This window comes from Microbulbifer celer (genome assembly GCF_020991125.1).
GTDB classification, from domain to species: domain Bacteria; phylum Pseudomonadota; class Gammaproteobacteria; order Pseudomonadales; family Cellvibrionaceae; genus Microbulbifer; species Microbulbifer celer.
Genome location: NZ_CP087715.1, coordinates 3,442,404 through 3,457,843 on the forward strand (window position 1 = coordinate 3,442,404; position 15,440 = coordinate 3,457,843).

General features: G+C 58.3%; 14 protein-coding genes. 7 read left to right on the forward strand and 7 right to left on the reverse strand.

The genetic code is table 11. The annotated features are described in order from the left end of the window. Positions 1-63 precede the first annotated feature (63 nt). Genes LPW13_RS14280 through gloA2 form a run of 3 tightly spaced genes read left to right on the forward strand, consistent with a single transcriptional unit; the run spans position 64 to position 1,462 of the window. Positions 64-441 carry a DUF1294 domain-containing protein gene (locus tag LPW13_RS14280; RefSeq protein WP_230436387.1) on the forward strand — a complete coding sequence of 126 codons (378 nt, stop codon included), beginning with the start codon at positions 64-66 and terminating at the stop codon, positions 439-441. A 29-nt stretch (positions 442-470) separates the two neighbouring features. Then, a complete protein-coding gene (locus LPW13_RS14285) occupies positions 471-1,067 on the forward strand; it encodes a DJ-1/PfpI family protein (protein ID WP_230436389.1) in 597 nt (198 codons plus the stop codon). Between the two features lie 11 nt (positions 1,068-1,078). Continuing rightward, complete coding sequence (gene gloA2, locus LPW13_RS14290; RefSeq protein WP_230436391.1) at positions 1,079-1,462, forward strand: SMU1112c/YaeR family gloxylase I-like metalloprotein; 384 nt, start codon at positions 1,079-1,081, stop codon at positions 1,460-1,462. Between the two features lie 125 nt (positions 1,463-1,587). On the opposite strand, the gene LPW13_RS14295 is transcribed toward gloA2, so the two are convergent. Then, on the reverse strand, positions 1,588-3,216 hold the full coding sequence (locus LPW13_RS14295) for a hypothetical protein (protein WP_230436393.1): 1,629 nt from the start codon (positions 3,214-3,216) through the stop codon (positions 1,588-1,590). Between the two features lie 351 nt (positions 3,217-3,567). On the opposite strand from LPW13_RS14295, the gene LPW13_RS14300 reads away from it, so the two are divergent. Both LPW13_RS14300 and LPW13_RS14305 read left to right on the forward strand, forming a co-directional pair. Beyond that, entirely contained in the window at positions 3,568-5,127 is a 1,560-nt protein-coding gene (locus LPW13_RS14300; RefSeq protein WP_230436395.1) for a CocE/NonD family hydrolase, read from the forward strand. Between the two features lie 280 nt (positions 5,128-5,407). Then, positions 5,408-8,155: a M1 family metallopeptidase gene (locus LPW13_RS14305; RefSeq protein WP_230436397.1), complete on the forward strand. Its 2,748-nt coding sequence runs from the start codon at positions 5,408-5,410 to the stop codon at positions 8,153-8,155. Between the two features lie 72 nt (positions 8,156-8,227). On the opposite strand, the gene LPW13_RS14310 is transcribed toward LPW13_RS14305, so the two are convergent. The 3 genes from LPW13_RS14310 to LPW13_RS14320 all read right to left on the reverse strand — a co-directional run bounded on the left by LPW13_RS14310 (position 8,228) and on the right by LPW13_RS14320 (position 10,836). Then, positions 8,228-8,809 (reverse strand): HdeD family acid-resistance protein, encoded by a 582-nt coding sequence (locus LPW13_RS14310; protein WP_230436398.1) that lies wholly within the window; start codon positions 8,807-8,809, stop codon positions 8,228-8,230. An 80-nt stretch (positions 8,810-8,889) separates the two neighbouring features. Next, positions 8,890-9,717, reverse strand: a complete 828-nt coding sequence (locus LPW13_RS14315) for a LytR/AlgR family response regulator transcription factor (RefSeq protein ID WP_230436400.1) — start codon at positions 9,715-9,717, stop codon at positions 8,890-8,892. A gap of 30 nt (positions 9,718-9,747) precedes the next feature. Further along, positions 9,748-10,836 carry a sensor histidine kinase gene (locus LPW13_RS14320; protein WP_230436402.1) on the reverse strand — a complete coding sequence of 363 codons (1,089 nt, stop codon included), beginning with the start codon at positions 10,834-10,836 and terminating at the stop codon, positions 9,748-9,750. A 227-nt stretch (positions 10,837-11,063) separates the two neighbouring features. Between LPW13_RS14320 and LPW13_RS14325 the strand changes: the two genes are divergently transcribed. Further along, a complete protein-coding gene (locus LPW13_RS14325; RefSeq protein ID WP_230436404.1) occupies positions 11,064-11,525 on the forward strand; it encodes an EVE domain-containing protein in 462 nt (153 codons plus the stop codon). Between the two features lie 20 nt (positions 11,526-11,545). Here the strand turns inward: LPW13_RS14325 and LPW13_RS14330 are convergent, their stop codons facing one another. The 3 genes from LPW13_RS14330 to bioD all read right to left on the reverse strand — a co-directional run bounded on the left by LPW13_RS14330 (position 11,546) and on the right by bioD (position 14,555). Then, a complete protein-coding gene (locus LPW13_RS14330) occupies positions 11,546-11,749 on the reverse strand; it encodes a DUF3094 family protein (protein WP_230436406.1) in 204 nt (67 codons plus the stop codon). 106 nt (positions 11,750-11,855) lie between these two features. After that, positions 11,856-13,637: an acyl-CoA dehydrogenase C-terminal domain-containing protein gene (locus tag LPW13_RS14335; protein ID WP_230436408.1), complete on the reverse strand. Its 1,782-nt coding sequence runs from the start codon at positions 13,635-13,637 to the stop codon at positions 11,856-11,858. Between the two features lie 216 nt (positions 13,638-13,853). Beyond that, positions 13,854-14,555 (reverse strand): dethiobiotin synthase, encoded by a 702-nt coding sequence (gene bioD, locus LPW13_RS14340; protein WP_230436409.1) that lies wholly within the window; start codon positions 14,553-14,555, stop codon positions 13,854-13,856. Positions 14,556-14,896: 341 nt separating this feature from the next. Here bioD and LPW13_RS14345 point away from each other — a divergent pair, with 341 nt between their 5' ends. Then, positions 14,897-15,382 (forward strand): L,D-transpeptidase family protein, encoded by a 486-nt coding sequence (locus LPW13_RS14345; RefSeq protein WP_230436411.1) that lies wholly within the window; start codon positions 14,897-14,899, stop codon positions 15,380-15,382. Positions 15,383-15,440: the final 58 nt, after the last annotated feature.

Here is a 15,440-nt window from a genome sequence, read left to right on the forward strand (position 1 = left end):
CTGAAACCGACACCCGTGTTCAGGGGCCGGCAATGATGCCAGACCGGTTTAGCAACTGACATAATGTTTTCAGTATTCTTCTTACCCTTGGTTTTCTTCCTGCTGTTGGGCACAGGAACGCTGTTTCATTGGCTGCCAACGGCCACATTCCCCTACTTTGTCGGCATCAGCCTGGTGACTTTTATCGCCTATTACCTGGATAAATCCGCTGCACGCCAGGGATCCAGACGGATCCGCGAGAACACACTGCATGTGCTCTCCCTCGCCGGCGGCTGGCCCGGTGCCCTGATTGCGCGACATCAATTCAGACACAAAACCCGCAAACAGCCCTTCAGGCTGGTATTCTGGCTCACCGTGATGGGCAATATCGCCCTGCTCGTCTGGGCATTGACCACCGACGGCTTGTACTATTTACAGAACCTAATCACTTCCTACCTATGACATCGACCGTTTCAAATACACAACAATCCTTGAATATCGGCATCTATATTTATGACGATGCCAAGGTTCTGGATTTTTCCGGCCCGTTCGAAGTATTTTCCACAGCCAGCAGGCTCTCGGAACCCAGCGGCTTGTTCAACGTCATCCTGATCGCACAGAACCCCGGCCCGGTTCGCGCGAGAGGGGGCTTCAGCATCAACCCCAGCCACAGCATCGATAACCATCCGCCACTGGATGTACTGGTGGTTGCCGGTGGTGTGCATACCGCAGAGCTGCAAAAAACCGACGTCATCCGCTGGATAGCGCGGATATCCGAGCGCACGCAACTTACCGCATCAGTCTGCACCGGCGCATTTCTGTTGGCCGAAGCCGGTCTTCTCACCGGGCGCTCCGCCACCACCCATTGGGAAGATATTCCCGATCTGAGGACTTGCTACCCAGATATTCAGGTGCTCGACAACCGGCGCTGGGTGGATGAGGACGACGTGATCACGTCCGGTGGTATCTCAGCGGGCATCGATATGAGCCTGCACCTGGTATCGCGATTGGGAGGAATGACACTGGCCGAGTTGACCGCAAAACAGATGGAGTTTGACTGGCGTTGCGACAACGACCCTGACACATAGGGGAGATACCCATGCTGAAGTCTATCCACCACGCCGCCATCATCTGCTCCGACTACCAGCGCGCAAAACATTTCTACACTGAGATCTTGGGCCTGACCGTATTGGCTGAGAATTACCGTACAGCCCGCGATTCTTGGAAGCTCGATCTGGATCTGCCTGACGGCGGCCAGGTTGAACTGTTCTCTTTTCCGGATGCACCCCCACGCCCCAGTTATCCCGAGGCGCGGGGTTTGCGCCACCTGGCATTTGCGGTGGACTCGGTGGAGGAATGCAAGGCGGACCTGGAAGCAAAAGGGGTAGAAGTGGAGCCGGTGCGGGTGGACGAATATACCGGCCGCCGATTTACTTTTTTCAGTGATCCAGACGGGTTGCCACTGGAGCTGTACGAGTCCTGACTTGAAAGCAATTTATAGAAAGCGCCGGGACTGAAGCCGGAAATAAAAAAAGGGGAGCAATGCTCCCCGACAAGACCAATTTTTTAGTTTTTCACTCATAAATTTTCACGAGTTACACTCAAGCGCTACATACTGACGCTTTTTCCCGTTGCACCACCGGGGCGTTTTTCCCGGTTCTTGGCGTGCTGGGTGGCTTTGGCCCGCTCGTTCTGCTGCTCACCGGCTTTATCGCTGTTTTTGGTCAGCGGTTTGCTCGCGGTTTCGGGCTTCAGTTCTGCCAGCATCATTTTCATCTCGTTGTACTCCCGCTCATCGGTGAGCTCCAGCATCAGCGGCTGGGCCACGCGGGCGAAGTATTCCGCGTCTTTCTGGTTGTACAACTCCTGCGCCATCCACTGGGCAATATGCAGCTCTCGCGGTGCGCGCAGGTAGGCCTGCTCCAGCATTTCCATATAGCGCTTCTGTGGATAACCCAGCATTTGCAGCGTGATTGCAAGGCCGTACCAGTTCATTGCCGCATCGGATTGTTCATTCACCAACTGCACGAAGTTGTCTCGCGCTTTCTTCAGCTTGGTGGAATTGCGGTTGCCATTGAAGTTGTTGATTTCACGGTTCAGCCACAACCAGGCCCGAGCCTTCTGGTACCACAGGTTTTTGCGCTCAGAGGGCGCTATCTGCGCCATCAGTTGTTCGGCGCGGTCAAAGTTACCCACACGGGTTTCCGCTTCCGCCTGTACCGCGGTCAGCTTCGGGGTATAGATCCCGTTCTCGCGAGCGTAAGCCACCATCGGTTCGAGGCTCTCGAGGTTGTAACCAGATTTGACCACGAAGCGGGCCAGCTCCACCACGGCATCCGCACCGCTCAACTGCGCGACTTTCGGGTGCACAGGGCGGAAGGTTTTCGGTACCTTGCCTCGCGCCAGATCAAACACACCCTGCTCAAACTGCGCGTAATAGTTGTCTTCGATCTCTTTGATCGACATCCCCAGGTTTTTCACCAGCGCCTTTATCGGATCGGCGCCGTTGTTGTAATCCTTCACGAACTGCTTGAATGCATCCGCCTTACCACTTTTCATGATGATCCAGTGCGCCAGCATCCAGCCACTCGCATACACCCGGCCCTTCTCTTCATCCGGCGTGTTGTACACAGTGGCACGCAGCAGCTCCTGCAGCGGCATCGGGCTGGTGTAAAGCAGTGTCATCGCGCGCTCACCAGGGATGGCGCCAATCTCATAGGAGTTGTTGGCGCCAAAGGTCATGGTGGACATGAACTCGGCAAAACCCTCGCTGTACCAGTAGGGGTAGTGCGTGGTGGTGCCGTTGTAGCTCAGGAAGTGGGTGTATTCGTGGAACAGAAACTCCCGCGCTTCCAACTGGCGCTCGCCGGTACGGCCATCCAGGTTCACCAGGGCGTAACTGCCGTCGGCGGTGGTGTCGAACAGGCCATTGGTCATCTCGGAGAGATCTTCCCCCACCAGTCCCGCATAACTTTTGCGGTCTTTGGCGGCGTAGATGGTGAGCTTGGCGCCATCATCTTCCGCGCCCAGCAGGTGGAGGGCGACGGAACGGTAGCGCTCGAGATCTTTCGCCAACTGGCGTACGGAATTCGGCTCCGCGTCGGTGATGATCTCAAAGTTAGCGCTGTCAATTTTGTACCAGGTTTCCTTGGCGAGATTGTCTGCCGCTGCAGCAGCGCCCGCAAACAGAAGTGCGCTGGAAAAAACGACTATGGAAGCAAGCAATCTTGAAAACATATTCTGGCCACCCGGGTTTTCGCTATCGGTGTAACTGACTATTTTTTGGTCAACGTTACGCGAAAAGCCACAATAACCGTTTTTATTGGTTAAAAAAAGAACAATCTTAAAGCGGAACCCATAATTCAACGGGGGAATAAAGACCAACCAGTCACAACCGTGGTTTGGTGACCAATAGGTTCTGCGTGGTCATTTGCGACAGTGACCGAGAACACCCTCACAGTCATAGCCTTTCGGGGATTTTGTGTGCGCCGGTTTTTCTAAACTTACGAGATCCGTCGGCGCTACTGGCGGATGCGATGAAAAAGTAAAAGCAACAATCAAAAAACAATAAAGCCCAGAGAGAAAACCATGAAAAAACTCGCTGTAATGGCGCTGCTGGCCGGTGCCCTGTCGTTGAATCTGGCCACGCCGGCGCACGCCGCCCCTACTTTCATTCCCGACCTGGATATCACCAGCTTCGATGGCACCGAGCTGGACGCCAACCTGTTCGTGCCCGAGTCCCCTGCCCCTGCAAGCGGCTACCCCACGGTGCTGTTTACCAACAGCTGGGCACTCGACAAGCACCAGTACCTGCTGCAGGCAAAAGAACTGGCGAACCGCGGCTATCTGGTGATGAGCCATTCCACCCGAGGCTTCGGCGCCTCCGGAGGCACCGTGGATGTCACCGGCCCCGCCACGGTGGCAGACGCGCGGGTGCTGATCGACTGGCTGGAATCCAACTATCCGGTGGGCAATCTCGGTCTCGCCGGTATCTCCTACGGCGCAGGCACCTCCCTGGTGGTGGCGGCAGCCGATCCGCGCGTGGATGCAGTGGCGGCGCTTTCCGGCTGGTCAGACATTGTCGAGGGTCTCTACCCCAATGAAACCGTCAACCTGGTCTGGGGCAGCCTGCTCACCTTCACGGCGTTCAACCTCGATCCATCCGTGGACACCATCTGGAGTAACCTGCGCAACGGCACCGATATCGACAGCGTGTACGACTTCGCCGCGCCCCGCTCCGCACTCAGTTATGTGGAGCAGCTCAACAGCAACGGCACCGCGGTACTGATGTCGAACAACTTTGCCGATTACCTGTTCAAGCCCAACAGCATGACCCATCTCTACTCTCTGCTGGACGGCCCCAAGAAACTCATGCTCAACCCCGGCACCCACGCCATCGGCGAGACCCTGGGCGGCAATGAAGGACACATCTGGGCCACCAGCTTCCGCTGGTTTGATCGGTTTGTGAAAGGAGAAACCAACGGCATCGACAGCGAACCCAAAGTCGACATGACCGTACGTATCAGCAACAAACTGGAACAGTTCGACGACTTCCCGGTAACCGACCGCTCCACCCATTACTACCTGCACCCGCGTCTCAGCTACTTCAACAACGGCCGCATGAAAACCGGCCCCTACAAGGGCTGGGGCTGGAGCAACGACTTCCACGGCGGCGCCGACACCGCAGCCGGCACCGGCATCCCCCTGATCTCCGACGCCCTGGAAGGCTTCGGCATCCCCGTATTCACCAATATGAACGGCATCAACGGCTACCACGCCATCGAATACAACTCCCCGGTACACTGGGACACCTTCAAAATCCGCGGCACCCCCACCCTCGACCTGTGGATAAAACCCAGCAAACCGGAAGTACAGTTGCAGGTACACCTCTACGACACCGACCCCTTCGGCTGGGGCCGCCTCATCACACACGCCCCCGTCACCCTGCACAACGCCGACGTGGGCCGGGCACAGAAAGTCTCGCTGGAACTGTTCACCACCTCCTATGACGTACCGCCGGGCCATGTGGTGACCCTGGCGATCGATACCGAAGGCGCGATCTACCAGAAGCCCGCGGACACCCGTTACGAGATCGAAGTGCCCTATCGCCGGGATAAGCAGTCGGTGCTCACTATTCCGCACCTCTAACTACGCGGAGAAGTAAGAAGCGAAGGCAGAGCAGCGGGTACGGGTTTTCAGGAGCGTCGCAAACAGGATGTTTGCGCCGCAACGCCCAGGGATGGGTTCACAGTGGTCCTGAAAACCCGTACCCGCTGCTCTGCCGCCACCAAGCGATTCGACGCCCCCATGGCACCCAACTCAACCCAGCGCACAACCCCACCTCCCTGTCCTATCGCCCCTGCAGCTGACCACCCAGTTACCGCTACAATAGGGCAAACCTCTAACCAGAAATTCCAAACCAACCACTATGCGACACACAGCCCTGATCCCCCTCCTCGCCGGATTACTACTCTTGGGCGGCTGCGACGGCGGCAAAAAGCCCACACCGGAAACCGACCAACCCACCGCCGAAGACAGCAAACAGCAGGAATCGGCCACAAGCAACCAGGAAGAGCAGCCCCCCGCCGGCAAGCTGCCTGAAGGCGTACGCCCCAAAGCCTACCGCCTCGACCTCATCCTCGACCCGCGCGAAGACCGCTTCCACGGCCAGGTGGAAATCGACATCGAGCTCGACAAGCCCAACGGCCATATCTGGATGCACGGTAACAATATCGACGTCGCCGAAATTAACGCACTGGTCCCCGGCGACGACAGCAAACAGAAAACCGAAGACACCGTCATTCCCGCCCACTACCGCCAGATGCTCGACAGCGGCGTAGTGCGGGTCGACTTCTCCGATGAAGTACCCGCCGGCGAAATCACCCTGCAGATCAACTACAGCGCGCCGTTCGATAAAAACCTCGCCGGCCTGTTCAAAGTGGAAGAGCGGGGCAATGCCTACGCGCTGGCCAAATCCGAGTCCATCCAGGCCCGTCGCTTCCTGCCCGGCTTTGACGAGCCCGGCCTCAAAGCCACCTATGACATCAGCCTCACCATTCCCAAGGGCGACGTCGCCATCGGCAACGCCCCGGAAATCAGCCGCGAGGACGCCGGCGACGGCATGGACAAAGTCACCTTCGCCCAGACCCGCCCCATGCCCACCTACCTGTTGTCCCTGGCGGTGGGCCCGTTCGATGTGGTAGAACGCCCGGCGATCCCCGCCAATGAATACCGCAAGCATGAGTTGCCCCTGCGCGGCTTCGCGCGCAAAGGTCGCGGCAAAGACCTCGCTTACATCCTCGATGTGACCCCACAGATGCTGCGCATTTTTGAAGAGCAATTGCAGCGTCCCTACCCGTTCAAGAAACTCGATATTGTGGCCGCGCCACAATGGCCGAGTGGCGCTACCGAGCTCTCTGCCGCCATCACCTATCGCGAACAACGTATTCTGGTGGATGGCGACGAGCCCGCCCCGGGCCTGCGCCTGGCCCTGCTCGGTGTGCACGCCCACGAGATCGCCCACATGTGGTTCGGCAATCTGGTCACACCACCGTGGTGGGATGACCTGTGGCTGAAAGAAGGCTTCGCTACCTGGGGCACACCGCTGGTACTGACCCTGATGGAACCGGACGGCGGCCACGACCTGAACGCCTCCGTGCGCGCCATCAGTGCCATGAAGCTGGACTCCCTCGCAAGCACCCGCGCCATCCGTGAGCCCATTGAGGATAACCATAATATCCGCAATGCCTACGACTCGATCACCTACGCCAAGAGCCTGGGTGTCATTCATATGGTGGACGAATTCTTCGGCGCCGATACTTTCCGCCCGGCACTGGGCCGTTATATCGAAACCTTTGCCGACGGCGTTGCCGATTCACCGGATTTCTACAAAGTCATCGGCGAAGAAACCAACAGCCCGCAACTGACCGATACCTTCCAGAGCTTTGTGGAGCAGAAAGGCGTACCGCTGCTGCAGATGACCGTGGACTGCAATACCAAAGACGCCGCCAAAGTGCTCGTCAAGCAGCAGCGCTACAAACCGCTCGGCTCCCCCATCGCCGACAGCGGTCAGCAATGGAGTATTCCTTTCTGCATGCGCAGCAGCTCCAGCGTGACCCAGTGTGAGTTCCTGACAGACACCGAACAGGCGATCGATGTTTCCGGTGGCCAATGCCCCTCCTGGGTACTGCCCAATGCCAATGGCAGCGGCTACTACCGCTTCTCCATGGATGAAAAGCAGTGGCAGGCATTACTGGGGCAGTTTGCGAAACTCGAACCCACCGAAAAGCTCTCCGTGATCGACAGCGCTTTCGCCGCGTTTGAAGCCGGACAGCTGAAACCGGAGACATTGCTGGAAGTGGTCCGCCTGTCGGCAAAATCCGACAAGCGTCAGGTGGTCGAAGCCCCGCTGGGGTATCTCACCAAGTACGCCGACCACTATGTGGAGCCAAAGCAGCAGGAAAACTGGCAGACGTTCCTCGCCGATCTCTACGGGGCAAAGGTCAAAGCGCTGGAAAACAGCAGCGATAACGAAAACAAGCTGCTGTACAGTGAGCTGTTGGGTTTCCTCGCCCTGGACGCCAAGGACAAAGACGCGCGCGCACTGCTACAACAGCAGGCCGAAAAGTTTGTCGGCTTTGAACAACCGCGCGATCCGAAGGCACTCAACTCCGACCTCTACCAGAGTGCCCTGACCGTCGCGGTACAGGATTCCGGCAAGCCCTTTGTGAAACAACTGATTCAGGTCCGCAGCGAACTGGACGACCCGCTGTTCGACAGCGCCAGCGCCAATGCCCTCGGCCGTGTCACCGACCCGGCATTACTGGACACGGTGCACCAGCTCGCACTGAGCGACAATATGGGGGCACGGGAAGCATTCGGGCTGGTGAGCAATGCCCTCGCCGAACCGGAATTGCAGGCAAAAAACTGGGACTGGCTGCGGGATAACTTCAGCAAGGTGGTGGAGAAGATTCCGGAACAGTGGCGACGCAACACCCCGCGCTTTGCCGCCCACTTCTGTGATGCCGATTCGCTGAAGCAGGCAAAGCTGCTCTTTAGCCAGCAGAAAAAACTGGTACCCGGCTACGAGCGGGCCATGTCGCAGACAGAAGAGAGCATCAATCTGTGTCTGGCTCTGAAAGAAAAAGGACACTCGCTAACAAGCAGTGTGAAATAAAACGCTGACCCATAAAAGCAAAAACGGCAGCCATTGGCTGCCGTTTTTAGTTTCATTTCTTTTTTTATTACCTCACGATTTCTTTAATCTCCGCAGCCGGAACGCCAACCAAACGAGAATCAGCCCGAACAGAATCGCATAACCGCCGATCAGCCACAGCAGCGCCAACGCACCCGCCCCAGGCTTCATCAACAGCACCAGACCAAAAATCACCGACAGCACACCGGCACAGATCAGCAACCATTCGTGGTCGATTTCCTTGCGCAGGCGGATGGCGCCGATGATTTCAAAGATTCCCCGCACCAGGGCCCAGGCGCCAATGAAGACCACCAGTACCAGGCCGGTAACCTGAGGATAAAAGAAGGTGACGATACCGGCGGCGATACCGGTGATGCCCACAAACAGCAGCCACCACAGGGAGGACTTGCTCGCCTGTCCGCGCCCCTGAATTGCACCGTAAATCGCGACCACACCATCCACCAGGGTATAGGCGCCGAACAGGATGATCAGGCTGAGCAGGGTTATGCCCGGCCACACAAACGTAAGCACACCAAAGAGAATCGCAAATAGCCCCCGCAACAGGGCAACCCACCAATTGTCCGCCATCAATCGGAGCATGGGGCGGGTGGAAAGATTGATCATCTGATCGGACATGGGCACTCCCGGCTTGATAAAGCTGCTGCTAAAACAATGGCACCGGGAGTTATAGGGTAGAGAGGAAAAACAGACCAACTTTAAATGAAATGCTGGACCTTGTTTTTATAACTGCGGCTCATTTTGAGCCGTTCACCGTTATTCAGTACCAGGTGATATTCCCCGTTGATATGCGCGCAGATCTCACGCACCTGCTGTAGATTGACGATGGTGGAGCGGTGGATGCGCTGGAACACTTTCGGATCCAGCTGCTGCTCCAGCTCTTTCATGGTGATTCGCATCACATGGGTTTCCCCATTGGCATGGACACACATATAGTCGCCGGCGGCATCGATCCAGTCGATCTCCCGCGCCGGCACCAGGGTGATTTTGCCGGAATCCTTGATCGCGAGCTTGTCCGGGTAGCGGCTCCCGCCCAGTTCGCCGGAGACGAGCTTCTCCTCCAGTGCTGCGGGCGTTTCCTGGGTCAGGTCCGCCACCGCTTCCAGCAACTGATCCCGCTGCGCGGCGATGTCCTCGCTACCGAGTTTGTCGCGCACGCGCTCTAGCGCCAGCGTCAGACGATCCTCTTCTATGGGCTTGAGTACATAGTCCACTGCGTTGACTTCAAAGGCCTCTACCGCGTACTGATCGTAAGCGGTAACAAATACGATCTGCGGCAGTTCATCGCGGGGCAGCAGCTGAACCAGTTCCAGGCCACTGATCCCCGGCATCTGAATATCCAGAAATACCACATCCGGATGCAGGGCGAGGATCTGATCCCGCGCTTCGCGGCCATTGCTGCACTCGGCAATCACCTCCACACCGCCTTCGGTATCCCCCAGGGCTTCAAGGCGCAGGCGCAGGCCGCGACGGGCCAGGGGTTCGTCATCGACAATCAGGGTTCTGAGTGGTGATTGCGCAGTCATGTAGGCGCCTCTTGGTCGATATCAGTGATGTTATTCGGTTTCAAACGGAATGCGCAGATGTACCGACAGTCCGCCGCCGGAACGATTGCTGAAGCGGGTTTTCTGCTCGCTACCGTACAGTGCGCGCAGGCGCTCAATGGTATTGCGCACACCGACGCCACTGCCACTGCCCAATCGCGCCAGATCCGCCTCTGGCACGCCGGGGCCATTGTCCGAGACTTCAATCAGCAGCTCGCCGGCAAATACCCGCGCCTTGATCACAATCTCTCCACCCCACTCCCGCTGGGAGATGCCGTATTTGATCGCATTCTCCACCAAAGGTTGCAACAGCAGACTGGGCACCAGTGCCGTGGCCGCCTCCCCCTCCAGATCCACGTTGACCTGCAGGCGGTCGGCAAAACGTACCCGCTCAATATCCAGGTACAGTTTCAGCGCCTCGACCTCTTTGGCGAGGGTGACCTTCTGCATGGGGTCGTTATCCAGAGAATGACGCAGGAACTGCGACAGGCGGGTGACCATGCTGTTGGCGGTCTTGCCATCCTGCTCCAGAATCAGGGTCGATATGGCATTCAGGGTATTGAACAGAAAGTGGGGGTTGAGCTGGTAGCGCAGCATTTTGAGCTGCGACTGATGGGCAATGGATTCCGCCTTCAGCGCCTTTTCCTGTTGCAACAGCGACGCCTGATAGTACTTGATGCCGTAGTAGAGCGCCGTCCAGGTCATGTAGATCAGGAACGAATAGGAGAACCAGTACACCGCCATCACCGCCGGGTGTTCATCGCTTTCCTTACCGTACAACCACAGGGAACCGCCGAACTTGATCCCTGCCCACACCACTGCGGCGACAATCACCACCCCCAGGGAGCCGAACAGGCGATTCCCCGCCGGCTTGTCCCACAGGCGCTGGAAGCAGCGGTGCATCACCTCGGTCAGGGCCACACCGGACGCCGTCGCCACCGCAATATAGCCGGTGTGCAGCCAGTGGTTTGCCACCCAGAAGAAGCTGCCCACAAACGTCAGCAGTGTATAGCCGCCCCAGCCGCTGCATTGCAGCGCCCAGTACTGCCAGCGCTGTGACGCCAGCTTTTCGGACAGCCAGTTGAAAACAGAAATACCCATTCAGTTCCTATAACATCCCGTTACCGCCGCTGCGGTAGCCGCGAACTGTAAGTGGGCGCCCACTGGCAGGTTGCCAGGAAAAGCGCACGCCAATTTGAGAAAATAGACTAATCCACCACCGGCCCCGGCGAAATACCGCCAAACGCGTCAATCGGACGGACTGCCGCATGCCACAGGGATTGGCGCTGGCCCCGGGGAAAAACCTGCCTCCACAACCAGGAACACCCATGAACCACTGGCTTTTCAAATCCGAACCGGACGAATACAGCATCGACGACCTGAAGGCAGAACCCCGGCGGACGGGGCGCTGGGATGGTATCCGCAACTACCAGGCACGCAACTTTCTCCGCGACAAAGTAGCTGTGGGGGATGGAGTGCTGTTCTACCACAGTGCCTGCAAGATTCCCGCGGTGGTGGGCGCCGCCAAAGTGGTGCGTGCCGCCTATCCAGACCCGGCCCAGTTCGACCCCGAGTCAAAGTACTTCGACCCCAAGGCAACCCGGGACAAGCCGCGCTGGTTTTGCGTGGATATCCAGTGGCAGAGCCAGTTCGCACACCCAGTGCCCCTCAAGGTGATCAAGCAGGACCCGGCACTGGAGGAGATGGTGTTGGTGCGGCAGGGACGGCTGTCAATTCAGCCGGTGACCGAGCAGGAGTGGCGGCGGATCGAAAAACTCGGTAACGGATGAGCCCACTCCTCCGCCCTTTGTCACACCACGCCTTTGGTACCGGCGATTACCAGGCTGAGCAGAGAGAGCGCAGTCAGTACCACCAGAATCACCGCAAGTAACAGGAACGGCCGGAAGGGCTTACGTTCGACGTCGTTGTGGCCGCTTTTCAGGTAGGCATCCACCTTGGCCTGATCCTCCTCGGAGAGCTTTTTCTCTGGTATGAACGGGTCTTTGTCAGACATGACTGTGCGGACCTCGATTTTTATTGTGTTACCCCGAGTCTAGAAGAATCCCCTCAATGAAAAAAGCCCCGCAGTGCGGGGCTGATCGGCAGAGCTGGTTTCAGGCTTAGAACAACTCTTCTTCCAGATCCATCAGGGTCTCACTGCCCGCGAGTACGCTGTTGGCCAGTGCGGTGGCCTGGGGCAGCAGGCGCGCGAAGAAGAAGCGCGCAGTCTTGACCTGGCTGCGGTAGAAATCTTCCGTCTCCGCCTGCGGGCCGGCAACGCTCGCCACCTTGGCCCACATAAAGGCATAGGCCACGTAACCGAACAAGTGCAGGTATTCCACCGACGCCGCACCCGGTGCATTGGGGTCGGTTTTGGAGGCCTCGATCACCGCGGCGGTCACATCTTTCAGTCGCTGCAGCTCGGTGGTCAGCGGGCCGATAAACTCCGCCAGCGCTTCGTTATCGGCATTGGCATCGATAAAAGCCTGCACGTCTGCCGCGAACAGATCAAAGAAGGCGCCGCCATTGGCCACGGTCTTGCGACCGATCAGGTCCAGTGCCTGGATGCCGTTGGTGCCTTCGTAGATCTGGGTAATACGCACATCGCGTACCAGCTGTTCCTGACCCCACTCGCGGATATAGCCGTGGCCACCGAACACCTGCTGGCCAAGTACGGTGCACTCGAGCCCTTTATCGGTGAAGAAGGCTTTGGCAACCGGCGTGAGCAGCGCCACCATGGCTTCCGCGTGTTTCTTCTCTTCACCCTCGCCAAACTTGGCAATATCCAGCCACTTGGCCACGTAGGTAGACAGCGCACGGCCGCCGCCGATCAGGGCTTTCTGGGTCAGCAACATGCGGCGCACGTCCGGATGCACGAGAATTGGGTCGGCGGCTTTTTCGGGCTGCTTGGCGCCGGAGGGCGAGCGGCTCTGAACGCGGTCGCGGGCGTACTCGATGGCACTCTGATAGGAGCGCTCGGACGCGCCGAGGCCCTGGATGCCCACGCCCAGGCGCTCGTAGTTCATCATGGTGAACATGGCCGCGAGCCCCTTGTTCACCTCACCCACCAGCCAGCCCTTGGCGCCGTCGAAATTCATCGCACAGGTAGCGGAGGCCTTGATGCCCATCTTGTGCTCGATGGAGCCACAGCTGACCGCATTGCGCTCACCCAGGCTGCCGTCTTCATTGACTATGATCTTCGGCACCAGGAACAGGGAGATGCCTTTTGGCCCCTTGGGCGCGTCCGGCAGCTTGGCCAGGACCAGATGGATGATGTTTTCCGACAGATCGTGCTCACCGCCGGTGATAAAGATCTTGGAACCGGTAATGCTGTAGCTGCCATCCTCCTGTGGCTCCGCCTTGGTGCGGATGATGCCCAGGTCGGTACCGGCGTGGGGCTCGGTCAGGTCCATGGCGCCGGCCCAGCTACCTTCATACATTTTCGGCAGGTATTTCTGTTTCAGCTCCTCAGTGGCGTGGGCGTCGATCGCCAGGCAGGCACCGTTGGTCAGTACCGGATACAGGGCGAAAGAAATATTCGCCGCGCAGATCATCTCTTCCACCTGGGCGCCCAGGGTCTTGGGCATGCCCATGCCGCCGTATTCCGGGTTGCCTACCAGCGCCCCCCAACCGCCTTCGCAATAGGTGGCGTAGGCTTCCGGGAAACCTTTTGGCGTGGTCACGACCCCGTCGCTCCAGTGGCAACCTTCTTCATCGCCGCTGCGGTTGATCGGGTCGAGGGTGTTGGCGGCCAGCTTGGCCATCTCTTCGAGAATGGCATCGGCGGTTTCGCGATCGGCGGTTTCCGCCAGTGCCGGCAGGCGTGCCCACAGCTTGTCGGCCTCGAATACCTCGTGCAGCAGGAAGTTCATCTCGCGCAGTGGCGCCTTGTACTCGGCCATGGTGTCACCTCTCCCAGTCGGTTCAGATGGAATAATTAGCGTTCAATCGTTTGTTTCAAACACATGTTTGAAATATCTGTTTGAAATTTAGGGCCAAGGGACGCCCAAGTCAAGACGCCAGCCCTCGTACGGCCAGCAGGTCAGTCAGGGAATTGCATGTGCCAGCGGCCCACCGGTGGGCCGCTGGTAAGAATCGCTAACCGTGCTCGGGGCACATTAGTCAGCAGAAGATAGCAGCGGGGAGAGGTCCAGGTGGGCGGCGCCGTTGCGGTAGTCGCCGGATTCATCGAAGGGCATCACGCCCAGGCAGGGGGCCGGTAGCAGCGCGCGCAAGGTCATCAGGTTTTCATCGCTGCGGGGCATCTCGCGTTGCGGGCCGCGCACGAAATTGGCCACCCAGCCCGCCAGAGGCAGGCCGTCGTGTCGGATCGCTTCGGCGGTCAGCAGCGCGTGATTGATACAACCCAGCTCCATCCCCACCACCAGGATCACCGGTAGCTCCAACGCCCGCGGCAGATCCGACAGGAAGGCACGGGGTGCCAGCGGTACCCGCCAGCCGCCAGCGCCCTCGATCAGTACAAACTCGGCCGCACCACTCATTACGCCACGACAGATACCCGCCAGGCGCGACGGGTCCGGTCGCCTACCCGCTTCCATGGCGGCAATATGCGGGGCAATGGCCGGCTCCAGCGCGATGGGATTCACCTGCTCGTAGGGCATCTCCACGGTCATCGCCTGTTGCAGGGTCAGCGCATCGCTGTTGCGCAGTCCCGCATCGGTCTGCTCACAACCGGAGGCCACCGGCTTTACCGCCGCGGTCTGCAGCCCCTGCTCGCCGGCCGCTGCCAGCAGCGCGGCAGAAACGTAAGTTTTACCCACTTCGGTATTGGTACCGGTGACAAAAAATGTACGGGTCACGGAATTTCCCCCTTCTCTTTGGAGTCTTGTTTTCGGGTCTTTTTATTGACGCCTCTTTAAACATAGACTACGTGGTGATAAATTAACCATATAGCGCACTATTCACACAACCCGGACCACTAAACGTTGTCGAGGTTTAGGATAATCGCCTAATAATTGCCCCGACTGCGGTTTGGGTTGGCAGCAAAGGACAGCGCTGTCATAACGCTTTTGCGCCTTTGCATCGCACCGCGCAACCACATTGCTCTCCGCCAGTTGGCTGAGATGTGGAAGTCCCAAGGTGGTGCGACAGTGCAGACGCTGACTTCGCCCCGGTCATATAAACAAAATCGACGAGAGCTATGCGAACGATCATTCTAATACTTGCCCTGCTGGCCCCGGCCTTTGCCGTGGCCAAAATCAAACCGGTCGACGAGGTGGTGGTCTACAAGTCCAAGCACCTGATGCAGCTGAAGCGCAATGGCCGTGTTGTGAAGAGCTATAAGGTGGTATTCGGGCAAAACCCGGTTGGCCACAAACAGTACGAGGGCGACCAGCGCACCCCCGAGGGCCGCTATACCCTGAACTGGAAGAAGAAGAACAGCACCTACTACCGCGCGATCCATATCTCCTATCCCAATGCGCAGGACCGCGCACGGGCGCGCAAAATGGGCCGAAGCCCCGGTGGTCTGATCATGATCCACGGCCAGAAGCCTCAGTGGAAAAATATCGAGAAGTACCTGACGCGGATGAACTGGACCAATGGCTGTATTGCGGTGACCAATCCGGAGATGGACGAGATCTGGGCGATGGTGGATACCGGTACGCCGATTGAGATTTTTCCGTAAGAACTGCTTCGTAAAAACCACAGGGTATCCAGAATATCCAGAAGGTCAGATGCGAAGG